Raw genomic sequence first — 13,594 nt, forward strand, 5'->3', positions numbered from 1 at the left:
CTCCCTAGCTTCTTTCGTCCTATTTCTTTATACTATAAAAAAGGACGTGTTAATGATGAATCATTGTTACTTATTCATTGGACCAAGCGGTTCAGGAAAAACTAGTTTAGCTGAAAAAGCTTTTGCCCCTGAACAAAAAGTTATTTCGTATACGACACGTGCTCCTCGCAAGGGTGAGCAACATGGTCGCGATTACTTTTTTGTATCAAAAAAAGAATTTAAGCAAATGGTCAATCAAGATCAATTTGCCGAGTTTGATGTTTACGATGAAGAATTCTATGGTATTGCCAAAGCGACTTTAAGAGACGCCTTAGCTGCAGGTGATTGCTACGATCCAATAACGACTACTGGATTTATCAATCTGCACCGGATTTTCGGTGATCAAATGGTGCCCATCTGGATCAATATCTCACAGGAAACGATGATCACTCGTCTGGAAAAAAGAGCCACTGCTGAAGAATTACAGCGTCGTTTAGCGATTTTTCAAGAGGATCAAAAAAGCCTTGATCGTTTGAAAAAATTTCCCAATTTAATCGAAATCAATGGTGAAACCACCTTAGACAATATGCTGCATCAATTACGTCAGGCTCTGAAGTAGTTGAAAAGCTTTTCGTTCCCCGTGCTCAAAAGGGAAACAGATCATTCCGCAGTAAACAAATCCCAATTTATTGATTAAAGTCAACATTGGTTGATTAGCGGGATAGGTATCGATGCGAATGTCCTCCAAGCCTAAAAGCTGCGCCTGCTGTATCGCTGAAGTTAAGAGCGTCTTGCCAAGCCCTTTTCCACGATAATTTTGGCTAACTGCAACATGATGTAATGATACATAAGGTCCATTGCCTTGCCATTTTCCGTCAATTGCTTCATAAATAGGGTCTTTCTCAGCTATCAAAGCAACGGTTCCAACGATTTCACCATTTAAAGTCAGTACATAACTGGCTTTTTTTTTGATGTCCTCGCGAATCACCGCTGCATGAGGTTCGTGTCCATTTTGCCATTGTGGTGATCCTTGTTCCTTCAAATATTTCTTCGCTTGATTGACGATAACACCGATTGCTGGCACATCCTCAATCGTACTCAACCGGAAATCAAAAGCTTCTTCCTTCAGCTCGCTAGTCTTCGCTTCGTTCCCAAATGCTAAAATTGTTTCAGCATCTTTTTTTCCAACGATGCCTCCTAAGAGTTCACCCATTTGTTTCGCTTGCCTAACAATAAAATCTTCCTCTTCATATCCCATGATTATTCCATCCTTTCTGCCAATGATCCCCGTATTCCAAGAAGGCTCCGATTAATTCTAAATGATGTGCCAATGACCATTTTTTAATCGTTCCCAATCCGGGAAATTTTTGCGTTTCCTGATAGCGCAGTAATTCTTCTAAACCAAGTGTCAGCAATAGCTGATCCTGATTTCGAGAATACCACTCTGATAATTTTTCTAATGCTTCGAAGAATTTGCCACTTTGATTTTGGGCATTTTCATTATTATCAGAAACAAAATGTTTAACTCTAATATTAAGGTACGCATCAAAATAGCTAATGTGAATCGCTATCGCACGACTTGGTCCACCTTTGTCAAAATAACGGCTACCTTCGATTGTGTAATCACTGAACCCCTGTGATTCAGGGGATAGATAGAGGTGTTCATCGCTATAAAAATCATCCACCTTTTCAGCGTAATTGGCAACATTTTTTTTCACTTGAAAGGCTTCTCTGAGTAAAATTTTATTTGGCACATCTAAAATTCTAAAACGTCCCTGATCGGGGATAACAGACAACCGATTTTCCTCAATCGCTAAGCGCTCTTTTTTACGAGGAGAATGTGCGTTAAACACATAAAGTTTTGCTTCAAAAGGATTTTCATTCGTCACAATCTCTGCAGGTTTAACATTGGATTCTGCTCCTAATTCCCATTCGAAACGTTTCTCTGCAAAAAGCTTGGCCGTTCCAACTTGAGGATTGGTAATCAAATAGCAAATAAGCTGCTTTTGATCAAACAATTCAATCGTCTTTTTCAACGTAGCCGAATCACGAACCGGTTCGATGATTGGATAAATTTTTTTCGACCAGCGTGCTTCTTTGATTAAGGTATTAATTGCAAGCAGGTCAAATTGTTTTCCACGTAAATAAGGATAGTACATAGTCTCACTCCAATGGTTCAGTCGGACGACGTCGAACCTGTCTTTGCTGACGTAAATAGTCATAATCCTGCTCTAGAGCCCGTAGCTCTTCTTCCAAACTTTCAATTCGAGCTAACTGAACATCTTCAATAAAACGCTGATAATAATTGTTTTCCTGCAAACTGTCCTTCTCATCCAAACGTCGACGCAATTCTTTATACAGCTGTTCTGTAGAGAAGAAACTTGTGCCATAGGCCATCCGCTTGGCCTTTTGAACTTCACGGAACAACGAAGCCATAAACCGCTGAGTCAAAGCAGTTTCTTCAACCTGAAGCACTCTTTTCATTGGTTTTTTGGCAACAAAGAAGGTCCCAGCTGCAGGCAAATCCTCAACCTGAGTATAAGGTCGGTAAACTAAGACACCAATCTCATTGGGGATATCCTCCTGAACCTTCTGATACAATTCTTCCGTCAAAACAAAATAATTGTAATGACCGATAAATGAAAGCTTTGCTTTAGAGTAAAAATCAGCCTTCGTAACTTTTAGTTCGTAACAACGCCACTCTATTGAATCGGGTCTAAAGAAGCAAGCCAGTGTATCAACAATTCCTTGTTCATTCGGCATTGTAACCTCTTCCACAACGATTCCGCCAAGTTCAATACAGTAATAATACAATGCCTTTTCAATTTCTTGTGTTAAATTTGTTTTCATACTCTCACCATGGGAACGTATTTTCGTAAACTTTAGCATAATTGCACAAAAAAAAACAGAGGGGAACCTCTGTTTTAAATAAAATATGAAAGATCACTAGCTGGACTTGGATAGGCAAAAATAAATTTTTCAATTTCTTCATGAGTCATTTTCTTTGTTAAAGCAATCAAAAGATAATTGATGACTTCATCCGCGAGTTGACTCAAGCAACTAATCGCAGCAATTTTATCTTCTTCATCGTAAACAAACTTAATCTTCGCACCTTTATCATTAATCCGATGATAGGTGTACCAACTAGATAAATCCATCGTTTGTGAATGATATTTTTCAGGATGAGTAGATAACTCTTTTTCGCTTACTCCTAATCGTGCAAGTCGTTGATCACCAAAGACAATTGTTGGAATTAATGGGTACTCAATTGCCTCTTCTTTACCAGCCATTGCCTTAACAACATATCCCGCTTCGAAACCAGCTACAGGAGTCAGTTTTGGCTGGCTTTTAGCTACAATATCTCCGCAGGCAAAAATATTATGCTGCGTGGTACGTAAATGATCATCCACTTTAATTCCTCGTTTATCGTATGCAACTCCTGCTTTTTCAAGGTTCAAACCTTCAACGTTTGGAATACGTCCCGTGGCACCAAAAACCATGTCAGTGATTAATTCAAAATTTTCACCTGTAATTCGATACTGTGGATGCATCAGTTCGACCGCTTTAGTATCTACATTAAAGTGAAATTGAATACCATCTTCCTTCATATGTTCGACTAAATCTGCAACTAAATCTTGGTCAAATTCTTTTAATGGTCGATCGTTGTGATGGATAATGTGTACCTCTGAACCAGCAGCACTAGCAATTACAGCCAATTCAAAAGCAATGTAGCCTGCTCCAATAAAAGTAATTTTTTTAGGAAGGTGTTCCAAAGATAAGAAATCTGTACTGCTTTGCAAAAGGTCTTGACCTTCAATCGGTAATACTGCTGGTCGTTGTCCGGTAGCTATCAAGAACTGATTTGACGTTAGAACTTCATCGTTGACAATAATTTGATTCACATCAATAAAACTAGCTTGTCCTTGATAACGATCAATGCCTACGGAGTCCAGTCCTTCCTTTGTATTTTGGGGAACACTATCCGTATAACTTCGTTTGAAGGTCATTAAATCTTCCCAAATAATCCTTGGTGTTTGTTCAAAACCATTCCCGATCATTGTTTCTATTCGTTTTTGTGCCTCTACTCCGCTCATCAGCATCTTCTTAGGATCACAACCGCGATTTGGGCAAGTACCTCCCCACAAATCTGACTCGATAACTGCTACATTTTTTCCTTGATCCTTAAAACCATACGCAGCGGCGTTTCCAGCAGGACCGCTACCTATCACAATTACATCATATTTTTCCATTACTAACCCTTCTTATTCCTATTAAAGTATTCATTTTTCCAACATCGTGAAAAATGAGTCTGATTTTCATGCCGCATACCATTCCACTAGGATATTGCTTTTCATTATAGCAATATAACTTTGAAGGATAATCCTTTTAGTTTACTGTCAAAAGTGGAACTGGCATTCTTATTCCTATTAAAGTATTTATTTTTCAACATCATGATAAATGAGTCTGATTTTCATGCCGCTTAGTTAATTGCTAAAAGTGGAGCTGGATTCTTGGCTTAGGTAACGGAAGACATCGCTCCGATTAATGATACCTATGGTTTTCCCGTCCTTTTTCATCGCAAAGGCATCCTGTTCAGCCAATAGATCAAAAACTTCACTTAAATTAGTTTCAATATTTAAAGGTAAAAGCTCGGGAGCTGCCATTTCTGATTTTTGATAAAAGCCGCCGTTGTATAAAGCTTCTAAAGTTTGTGTATAAACCTCGTCCGTGGTTTCATCAAAGAATTCTTCGACAAATTTATTGGCAGGATGCTTTTGAATTTCATCAGGTGTATCACATTGAATCAACTTTCCTTCATGCATGACAGCGATACGACTTCCTAATTTCATCGCCTCCTTCATGTTATGGGTGACGAAAACTACCGTATTTCCTAATTTTTGATGCAACGCCAATACAAGATCTTGAAGACTTGCACGTGAAATTGGGTCAAGGGCACTGAAAGGTTCGTCCATTAGGACAATGTCCGGCTCTGAGGCTAATGCACGGATGATACCAATTCGCTGCTGTTGTCCTCCAGACAATTCACTTGGCATACGATCTCTGAATTGTTCGGGGTCCATGTCAACTTCCTTCAATAGTTCATCTACACGTTTATTCCGGCGCTCTTTGTCCCACCCCAACATATCAGGGATGACTTCAATATTCTCCTTCACACTCATTGTAGGGAATAGTGCAATTTGCTGTAGTACATAGCCAATTTGCCAACGAAGTTTTTGAATATTATAATCCTTAATTCGTTTTTCTTTAAAGTAAAGATTGCCATCAGTTGGTTCAATTAAACCGTTGATCATTTTTAATGAGGTAGTTTTTCCGCTCCCAGAAGGACCTACTAAGACAAAAATTTCTCCTTTCTTCACTTGAAAGTTTAAGTCTTTCAAAACAACATTCCCCTCAAATTCTTTACTAACATCCTTAAACTCGATAATTGATTCCATTTATTTATCCTCCCCAATGATTTTTTCTTTCACTAAGAAGTCATGGGCAACCTTAGCTGGTTGTTCTTTCTTCACGTTAACTAGGTAATTCATCTCGACCATCTGATCCTCGGTAATTTTTCCAGCCAAACGATTCAGCGCTTTGACAACATCCGGGTGCTTTTCAGCAAATTCTTTTTTCATCAGGGGTGCTCCTTGGTATGGAGGGAAGAGGTGTAGATCATCTTCTAACGTAACTAGATCGTACTGCTTAATTTCACTATCCGTTGAATAAGCATCGATCACATCAACATCCCCATTATTGATCGCCTGATAGCGTAATGCTGGTTCCATACTCTGAACAGAACTTAATTTCACCCCGTATTTGTCTTGAATGCCACGATAACCATCTTGACGATCAATAAATTCCAGAGTAAATCCAGCCTTTAGCTGATCCTGTTGGCCTTGCAATTGAGAAATCTTAGTAATACCACGTTTTTGCGCTTCGCTTTTCTTCATTGCTAAAGCATACGTATTTTCATAATCCATAGGTTTCAATAAGCGCATATCAAATTGCGAACCTAACAATTTATTGGCCTCTTGATACGTTTTTTCTGGCGACAAATTATCTGGCGTATTTTTTGGTACCTTGACTAAACTTTCCAAAACAGTACCTGTAAATTCAGGATAAATATCAATTTGATCACTCTTTACAGCACTGAATAAGAAGCTCGTTTTACCGAAATTTGGTTTTAACTCAACATTTATAGACGGATCTTCATCCTTAATGACTTCTTTATACATGTTAATTAAGATATCTGGTTCAGAACCCAATTTACCGGCAATTGTCACAGTTTCACTACCAATCGGATTGTTTTGAGCAAAGAAAATCCCACCAATACTTAGGCAAATTACGCCAAGTGTTATCAAAGTTACCTTTCCACTGCGATTTTGCAAGAAACGGATTAATGTACTGAAAATGATAGCTAGTAATGCAGAACTGATAGCTCCTATCAACGTTAGATTAGGATCGTTCCGATCAATTCCAAGTAAAATAAATGTACCAAGTCCACCTGCACCAATCAGAGCAGCTAATGTCGCGGTTCCGATTATTAAGACCAAGGCAGTCCGAACCCCTGAAATAATTACCGGCATAGCCATCGGTAATTCGACACGCATTAATTTCCGCATTCGTGACATTCCAAATGCATCAGCAGCTTCTTCGATTGATGGATCAATCTCCGCTAACCCAATATAAGTATTTTGGAAAATGGGTAATAACGCGTAAACCACGAGTGCAATTAGTGCGGGAACAGTTCCAATACCCACGAAGGGAATCAGCAACCCTAACAAGGCCAGTGATGGAATTGTCTGCAAAATACTTGTAATTTGCAGAACAACTTCTGCCAGTTTTTTTCGTTGGCTTAATAGTATAGCCAATGGAATTGCGATCACTATGGCAATCAATAGTGCACTTAAAGAGATGGCTAAATGCTCAAAAATCGCCGATAAGAGATCGTCCTTTTTTTCACTAAAGGTATTAATTAATTCATTCATAAAGTATCCTCTCAAAATTATGACTTGTTTTTATTATAGCTTAATAGAAAAAGGTGACAAAAAGATTGGCTCGCTCATAAAGTAGTATAATGTTGATTGGTAGTTGCTCAGAAAGAAGCAATTAGAGAAATATCGTACCAATCACACAGATAATACTGTTGGAAATGAAAGAAAGAGGCGATAAGAAGATGAAAACAATGGATGAATTAAAACAGGTTCAGCGTACCGAAAGTGAGAAAACTTATTCCTATTTAAATTCTTATTATTACAACTGGTTTAAAGCAATTGATCTGAATTTATTGAATAGCGACGGATTTACCAATTATTTCTTACGAATCAAACAAAATGAACCAACGATATTTGAGGAATTACAGGAAAAAATTCTAAACGCGACAATTACTGGCTTTCAACAAAATTTATCTGAAATAGATAGCTTCGTTCTATTAGCGGCGGCTTGGGCAAATGGTTTTGTTCCCGAAAAAGCTTCGGCCGCAATTCAAGAGTTTGATCGCTATCTAAATAATTACACGATTCAAAAAGACCCTTTGACCGGAATTAACCAAATGAATGCAGATTTAAATCAGGTTCTGATGCAGCATCTGCCAAAAGTTCGGCGTCAGGATCTTCGTTTAATCTACCGTCTACTTTTATTGAAAGAAGCGACGGAAAGCGACGTTCAAATTGAATTAGCTTCTTTAAATATGCCTACAGTAAAAAGAACAAAAGCCATGCTAAAGCTTTTTAAAAGCCTATAAAGAAAAAAAGAAACGACAAGTTAGGTCGTTTCTTTTTTAATTACCTCTCCATTGGCGCGATCAGCACATGCCATTGTTGCAATTCATAACGATAAAGACCACTTTGAAATACTGGGTCCGCATCTGAAATTGCCTGGGCTTCGGCTAAATTTTCTGCCTCAAATATCACCATTGCCCCATTGATCTCCTCTGTTGACAGATCACCAAATACACCCGCTTTTAAATACCGTTCTTCTGAAAGCTGCTTTAAATACGCCGCAGAATCCATTGCGATTTGCTCATTAACCTCTGCTTCACCAGTTTTAAAATCGGTTCGAACAAATAACTTCTTTCCCTCTTTCATACAATTACTCCCTTTCTTACAATAAATAATTATTTTCTTTGCTGGCTATTTGTAATCGATGTAGCTCATACGTCGCAAAACCAGCAACAATCAAAGGCTCTTTTTTACAAATCGCCTCCGCCTCCTCATAACTTTCAGCTTTTAAAACAAACATCCCAGCCATTCCTGAATATCCTTTAAATGCACTCGCTAATTCAATCTTCCCCGCGTTATCCAGCTCTTGCAAGTTCTCCACGTGTTCGGTAAGTTTGGCTTTATTTAATCGCCGATATTCTTTCGTTTTTTTGATTAACATGACATAGACCCATTCTTCCACTAGATATCCTCCTCTTGATTGTACTGTTGTGCGATTTTCAGCGCACGCTTTTTTAACTCTGAACGTGCCTCCACAGGTTCAAGTATTTCTACATAGGGGCCAAATGAGAGCAAACGATGATACGTCCACTCGTTCATCGGATATTGAACTGTTACCAAATAGCAATCACTAGAGCAACGCTTTACTTGGTCTTCTTGGAATTCATCAAATAGACGATAGGCCATTTCTGGTGAAAAGCGTAGTTTGAATGTCACATATTCGGTACTGTAGGTTGAGTCTCCTAACGAAAAATCTTCAGCTAAAGCTCGATCAAAAGTTTCATCCAAGACGTTGATTCTTTTCATTCGTGACAGACGGAACACTCGAATGTCCTGATTATGGCGACAATAGCCAACGATATACCAAGCATGAGATTTAAAGATTAAACGCAGTGGCTCAACTTCTCTATTTGATCGCTGTAATTCAGAATTAAAATAATCGAAACGTAAAAGTTTTTTTTGCGTAATCGCTCGTCGTAGTTCAGAAATTGTGATTTTCTCATCGTCACTACTCCCCCAATAACTAAAGTCAATCTCTAACCAATCCTCAGCAGGTAATTGATTAAAAAGTGATCCGATCTTATTTAACGCTTGATCTGCCTCTGGATAATTCGAAGCCTGCAAAATCTGCAAACCTTGATAGACCTGCAATTGCTCCTCATTCGTCAAAAATGACCTATTCAAAGTGTAGCCGTCCAGTAATGAAATCCCTCCACCGCTTCCTTTCTTAGAAACGATTGGAATACCTGACAAGGTTAGCGTTGTGATATCACGATAAATTGTTCGTGTGGAAACCCCAAAGTACTCGGCCAACTCTTTCGCAGTGACCTTTTTGCGGCTAATAATATAAAAAATCATCTGTACTAACCGTTCAATCTGCATCCAGCTTCTTCCTTTCATGTAAGACAATAGCAATGTTAATGTGACACCTAGCTGTCATATTAAAAGAAAAAGCAGATGAAAACACTTGATTTCATGTTTTCCATCTGTTTTTAAGACAAACGAGTAATTTCTCGTTCGATCAATGCAAGAGAAAGATTCAGTGCATTTACACGCTCCCTAGATAAAGTGATTTGGGCTTTCAATTTTCGTCCGGAAGCTTGTTTTTCTTCTAATGTTATGATCGCTTGCTGAATCTTGTTTCGCGTTGATATTAGTGACTTTTTTGCAGACAAATAGTCGTTTAATGCATACTCTTCCAAGTAGATCCGCCCCTTTATTCAATTATAACAAAAAAAATCTCCCCTTAATGAAAGAGGAGATAAATTTTCTATTATCTATTATATTAACGAATCCCAAGTGCAATACGTGCGTAACGACTCATTTTGTCAGTTGTCCATGCTGGGTACCAAACAAGTTTTACTTCTACATTGGTAACTTCCGGAATTTCTGATAATGCTGACTGAATGTTGTCCGTTAAAATATCTGCCAATGGACAGCCCATGGTCGTTAATGTCATCTTAATGACAGTGTTCCCAGTTTGTTCAAAATCTACTTCATAGATTAAGCCAAGGTTGACGATATCAATGCCCAACTCAGGGTCAATCACTGACTCCAAAGCAGTCAAAATAGTTTCTTTAATTTCAGCTACTTCTGCATCAGTCCATTTTTGTGTGTTCTCTTCCACCTATTCCACTCCTTTCGAGTTTCAAGAAGTATTTTACTCTATCTTAATGCTTTTGTAAATGAGAATTGATCCTTCTCTATTCTCATTTAAGAATCGTCACTGACTACTTTGTGACTTCTTCAACTGCAATTGCTCATCTTGAGTTAAAAAAGTACCAACAACAGAATCTGTTGCCACAATATTAGTAAATGAATGAGGATCAACATCTGCAACCACTTGCTTCAATGCGTATAATTCGTAGCGAGTAAAAACGATCATAATCATTTCGCGTTCACTGGAACTAAAGCCGCCGCGTGCCTGAATAACGGTCATTCCTCGCAAAAGTTCGTTGTTTAAAGCCGCCCGCATGTCAGCGCTTTTACTTGTCGTAATAAAAGCAGTCATTTTTTGGTGACTGGTATGAACGTAATCGACGACCGTGCTCATAGTAAAAATTGTAATGATCGTATATAAGGCGCTCTCCCAAGTGAAAAAGAACCCTGCAACAACAACAATGACACCATTTAAAAGCATCATATAATTTCCCACTGTTCGTCCAGTCGTTTTAGACAATAGCAATGAGACGATATCCAATCCGCCTGTTGTAAAACCAAATTTCAACGAAAGTCCCGCACCGATTCCAAGCAATACACCACCAGTGATCGCATTCATCAACACATTATCCGTAACTTGACCAGTAGGCACAACAGTTGTAAAGAACGACATCGCAATCACGTTGGCAAAACTCAGTATCATTGCCGACTTTCCTAATTTAATAAACCCTAAAATGAATACAGGAACGTTCAGAAGAAAGATCAAAATCCCAGTATCAATTGATAAACCAGCATTTGAGAGCAAATGCTCCACAATCTGGGCAATCCCAGTCATACCAGCAGAAAAAACATTCGCTGGAATCAAGAAATAATTTAGTCCAACTGCTCCAGTCAGACCTGTAAATAATATGACAAGGATTTTTTTCGTTAAATCCTTTGATGTATAATTGATAACCTTCTGCATCCGTGATTCCCCTTTCATTATCAAACCTATAATAGAGTAACAGGTTCTCTCATTAATAATCAATCTTTTTCCATATTAGATTGGAGAATAATTATGGCTTTCTTAGCAATTTTTGATAAACTATAGGAAATGGATTGGGATGTCTTAATGAATGATAGTTGGCATTTGAATCCTTAGAAAATAAGTTTCTAAATCGAATAAGGAGGATGTCTATGGCTAAAGATGCAAGCTTTGATATTGTTTCGGAATTGAATAAAGAGGAAGTTAAGAATGGCGTACAAATTGCCCTGAAAGAATTAAAGAATCGCTTTGATTTTAAAGGTAGTATCTTTGATATTAAGTTAGAAGGAAATCAATTAGTTATTAAAGCGGAAGATGAATACAAAGTGGAACAAGTCAAGGACGTGCTTTTCAGCAAACTGATTAAACGTGGAGTTCCTTTAAAGAACATTCAGTTTTCTGCTTCAGAACACGCGTTAGGCGGAAATGCTCGCCAAGCAGCAGAATTAGTAAACGGAATTGACAGAGATAGTGCAAAAAAAATCACGACTGCGATTAAGAACAGCAAGATCAAAGTAAAAGCGCAAATCCAAGAAGACCGCTTGCGGATAACTGGAAAAAACCGGGATGATCTGCAACAGGTCATCGCATTAGTAAAAGATATCGAACTACCGATTGATGTACAATTCATAAATTACCGTTAAAAAAAGCCGACACTTTTGCTGGGCTCCCCGTCAAGTGGACAATGAAATAGAATAAAATTATTTTGACGACTGTCTACCGAAATTCGGTAGGCAGTTTTTATGTTTTTTACTTTGTTTAACCTCAACTTTGCTCGACTGGTCTCCTTCTTGGATAGGCGGATTTATTCTATTCGCTTGTCCAAGAAGGAGAGTGATTAAGCTGCCATTAATAATTCTTGATGAACTTGGCTCGGTGTCTTACTCTTCAAACACCGTTGATAGCGACCATTGTTGTAATAGTTCATGTATTTCTCGATCATTTCAACGAGACTTTCTCTACTGATAAACTTTCGCCGATAATATTTTTCTCGTTTAAGCATTCCCCAGAAGCCTTCCATTGGACCATTATCGGTACAACGGGCGACACGAGACATACTCTGCTTCATTTTCGCTTTCTTTAGTTTTGTGCAAAAAAATTTACTTGTATATTGAAATCCGCGATCGCTATGAAATAGCGGATGAGCGGTTGGTTCGGCGGCGACTGCTTGATCGAAGGTATCAAAGACTAATTTATTATCATTTTTGTCGCTGATGACAAATGAAACAATGCGACGATCGGCGAGATCAAGAATAGCGCTCAAATAGATTTTCTTCACTTCGGACCCTTCATAATACTTGAATTCACTCACATCTGTTAGCCATTTTTGATTCGGTTGATCCGCATAGAATTTTCGATTCAAATGATTTTTCGCAATATGATACGGAGTCTTGGATGCCTTAGTGATACTATTGCCTGAATGCTTGATGGTTGATTGGATTTGAAGTTTGCGACAGATTCGAAGAATACGCTTGTCATTCACTTGAAAGCCATAATCATTCACGAGATCTTCACAGATTCTGCGATATCCTTTATCGTTGTCTGCTTCATAAATATAACGAACAAGGTCAGCCAACTGTTCATTAAATACCACTTCAGGCAGTTTGGGATTTTTTAACCAACGATAATAGGCCGATCTTGTGACATGGAGCAGGGTACACATGGTGTTAATTGGATAGCTTTTTGTCTCGTGCAGCTCTTTGATCGATTGGTATTCAAACGTATGACGAACTAATTCAAATCCCGCCTCCTTTCTAACTCGCTGACTTTTTTAACAGGTCATTTTCCATTTCAAGCAACTTGATCCGTCGTTCTTGTTGAGCCAGTTTATCGCGCATTTCTTCTTCGGGTGTTCTGGCAGGTTTACTTCCCGCTCGTTGCCCTCGACGATCTTCTAAGCCTTTTTCTCCCATCTCGTCGTATTTCAACACCCAGTTCCGAACTTGTTGGTAAGAGACTTGGTACTGAATCGCGGTTTTCCCATAGTCCCGACCGTTGATAATACAGTCATACACAATTTTAATTCGTTCATTCACTGTTGTTTTTCTGGATTTACTCATTCTACTTCCACCACTTTCTGATTTGAAGTTTCTATGAGTATTATATATCTTTAACCAGTCTTCTAATTGTTTTTTGTTACGAAGTCCGTATTTCTTGGCGATAGCTCTCAAGCTACCATATGTTCCAGCTAAATAATCATGGACCGCATTCAGTTTCAATTCTGTTGAGTATGATTGATTCCTTTTTGTAGGGAGTAAACCTGTGAGTCCTTCATTCTCATAAAGAGTGATCCACCTTTCTATCGTACTGCTATCGACGTGTGCTTCTTTGGCCAGGCTGCTTATGCTAGCTTCATTTCTTAAAGCTCTTTCTACAAGAGCTAGCCGTTCTTCTGAACTTAATTTCATTTTTCCTCTGGACATACAAAATCCCCCTATATAAGCCACTTTATATTTCAGTGTCCTATATAGGGGGAGCATATCACTTT

Annotated in this window: 16 protein-coding genes and 1 pseudogene; 3 read left to right on the plus strand and 14 right to left on the minus strand. The window is 38.4% G+C overall.

Annotation, left to right across the window (positions count from 1 at the left end; genetic code table 11):
* The first annotated feature begins 52 nt into the window (after positions 1 to 52).
* Positions 53 to 598, plus strand: coding sequence for a guanylate kinase (locus IGI44_RS08595; protein WP_438787357.1), 546 nt, complete (start codon positions 53 to 55; stop codon positions 596 to 598).
* Here the strand turns inward: IGI44_RS08595 and IGI44_RS08600 are convergent.
* The 6 genes from IGI44_RS08600 to IGI44_RS08625 all read right to left on the minus strand — a co-directional run bounded on the left by IGI44_RS08600 (position 578) and on the right by IGI44_RS08625 (position 6,971).
* Positions 578 to 1,237, minus strand: a complete 660-nt coding sequence (locus IGI44_RS08600; protein ID WP_438787358.1) for a GNAT family N-acetyltransferase — start codon at positions 1,235 to 1,237, stop codon at positions 578 to 580. The two genes, IGI44_RS08595 and IGI44_RS08600, sit on opposite strands and share 21 nt — an antisense overlap.
* Complete coding sequence (locus tag IGI44_RS08605) at positions 1,227 to 2,138, minus strand: sce7725 family protein (RefSeq protein ID WP_438787359.1); 912 nt, start codon at positions 2,136 to 2,138, stop codon at positions 1,227 to 1,229. Before IGI44_RS08605 ends, IGI44_RS08600 begins: the two co-directional genes overlap by 11 nt.
* Before the next feature lie 4 nt (positions 2,139 to 2,142).
* Positions 2,143 to 2,829 carry a hypothetical protein gene (locus IGI44_RS08610; protein WP_438787360.1) on the minus strand — a complete coding sequence of 229 codons (687 nt, stop codon included), beginning with the start codon at positions 2,827 to 2,829 and terminating at the stop codon, positions 2,143 to 2,145.
* 74 nt (positions 2,830 to 2,903) lie between these two features.
* Positions 2,904 to 4,229 (minus strand): dihydrolipoyl dehydrogenase family protein, encoded by a 1,326-nt coding sequence (locus tag IGI44_RS08615; RefSeq protein WP_438787361.1) that lies wholly within the window; start codon positions 4,227 to 4,229, stop codon positions 2,904 to 2,906.
* Positions 4,230 to 4,463: 234 nt separating this feature from the next.
* Positions 4,464 to 5,435 (minus strand): ABC transporter ATP-binding protein, encoded by a 972-nt coding sequence (locus tag IGI44_RS08620; protein ID WP_438787362.1) that lies wholly within the window; start codon positions 5,433 to 5,435, stop codon positions 4,464 to 4,466.
* The gene (locus tag IGI44_RS08625) at positions 5,436 to 6,971 is read right to left on the minus strand and encodes an ABC transporter permease/substrate-binding protein (protein WP_438787363.1); all 1,536 of its coding nucleotides are present in this window, start codon (positions 6,969 to 6,971) and stop codon (positions 5,436 to 5,438) included.
* Positions 6,972 to 7,159: 188 nt separating this feature from the next.
* On the opposite strand from IGI44_RS08625, the gene IGI44_RS08630 reads away from it, so the two are divergent.
* A complete protein-coding gene (locus tag IGI44_RS08630; RefSeq protein WP_438787364.1) occupies positions 7,160 to 7,726 on the plus strand; it encodes a hypothetical protein in 567 nt (188 codons plus the stop codon).
* A 40-nt stretch (positions 7,727 to 7,766) separates the two neighbouring features.
* Here the strand turns inward: IGI44_RS08630 and IGI44_RS08635 are convergent, their stop codons facing one another.
* The 6 genes from IGI44_RS08635 to IGI44_RS08660 form a co-directional block, all read right to left on the minus strand.
* Positions 7,767 to 8,069 carry a YciI family protein gene (locus tag IGI44_RS08635; RefSeq protein WP_438787365.1) on the minus strand — a complete coding sequence of 101 codons (303 nt, stop codon included), beginning with the start codon at positions 8,067 to 8,069 and terminating at the stop codon, positions 7,767 to 7,769.
* A gap of 16 nt (positions 8,070 to 8,085) precedes the next feature.
* The gene (locus IGI44_RS08640) at positions 8,086 to 8,385 is read right to left on the minus strand and encodes a YciI family protein (RefSeq protein WP_438787366.1); all 300 of its coding nucleotides are present in this window, start codon (positions 8,383 to 8,385) and stop codon (positions 8,086 to 8,088) included.
* Complete coding sequence (locus tag IGI44_RS08645) at positions 8,385 to 9,305, minus strand: helix-turn-helix transcriptional regulator (RefSeq protein ID WP_438787367.1); 921 nt, start codon at positions 9,303 to 9,305, stop codon at positions 8,385 to 8,387. Before IGI44_RS08645 ends, IGI44_RS08640 begins: the two co-directional genes overlap by 1 nt.
* 110 nt (positions 9,306 to 9,415) lie before the next feature.
* The gene (locus IGI44_RS08650; protein WP_438787368.1) at positions 9,416 to 9,625 is read right to left on the minus strand and encodes a hypothetical protein; all 210 of its coding nucleotides are present in this window, start codon (positions 9,623 to 9,625) and stop codon (positions 9,416 to 9,418) included.
* 83 nt (positions 9,626 to 9,708) lie between these two features.
* On the minus strand, positions 9,709 to 10,050 hold the full coding sequence (locus IGI44_RS08655; RefSeq protein ID WP_010739126.1) for a metal-sulfur cluster assembly factor: 342 nt from the start codon (positions 10,048 to 10,050) through the stop codon (positions 9,709 to 9,711).
* A gap of 96 nt (positions 10,051 to 10,146) precedes the next feature.
* The gene (locus IGI44_RS08660; protein ID WP_438787369.1) at positions 10,147 to 11,046 is read right to left on the minus strand and encodes a YitT family protein; all 900 of its coding nucleotides are present in this window, start codon (positions 11,044 to 11,046) and stop codon (positions 10,147 to 10,149) included.
* 212 nt (positions 11,047 to 11,258) lie between these two features.
* Here IGI44_RS08660 and IGI44_RS08665 point away from each other — a divergent pair, with 212 nt between their 5' ends.
* Positions 11,259 to 11,750 (plus strand): YajQ family cyclic di-GMP-binding protein, encoded by a 492-nt coding sequence (locus IGI44_RS08665; protein WP_438787370.1) that lies wholly within the window; start codon positions 11,259 to 11,261, stop codon positions 11,748 to 11,750.
* 194 nt (positions 11,751 to 11,944) lie between these two features.
* Here the strand turns inward: IGI44_RS08665 and IGI44_RS08670 are convergent.
* Both IGI44_RS08670 and IGI44_RS08675 read right to left on the minus strand, forming a co-directional pair.
* A pseudogene (locus tag IGI44_RS08670) lies at positions 11,945 to 12,829 on the minus strand (IS3 family transposase); the annotation flags it as partial.
* 31 nt (positions 12,830 to 12,860) lie between these two features.
* Positions 12,861 to 13,529: a transposase gene (locus IGI44_RS08675; RefSeq protein WP_438787371.1), complete on the minus strand. Its 669-nt coding sequence runs from the start codon at positions 13,527 to 13,529 to the stop codon at positions 12,861 to 12,863.
* Between the last annotated feature and the right edge of the window lie 65 nt (positions 13,530 to 13,594).

The organism is Enterococcus sp. DIV0756 (assembly GCF_051710745.1).
In the GTDB taxonomy this organism is placed as follows: Bacteria; Bacillota; Bacilli; order Lactobacillales; family Enterococcaceae; genus Enterococcus_A.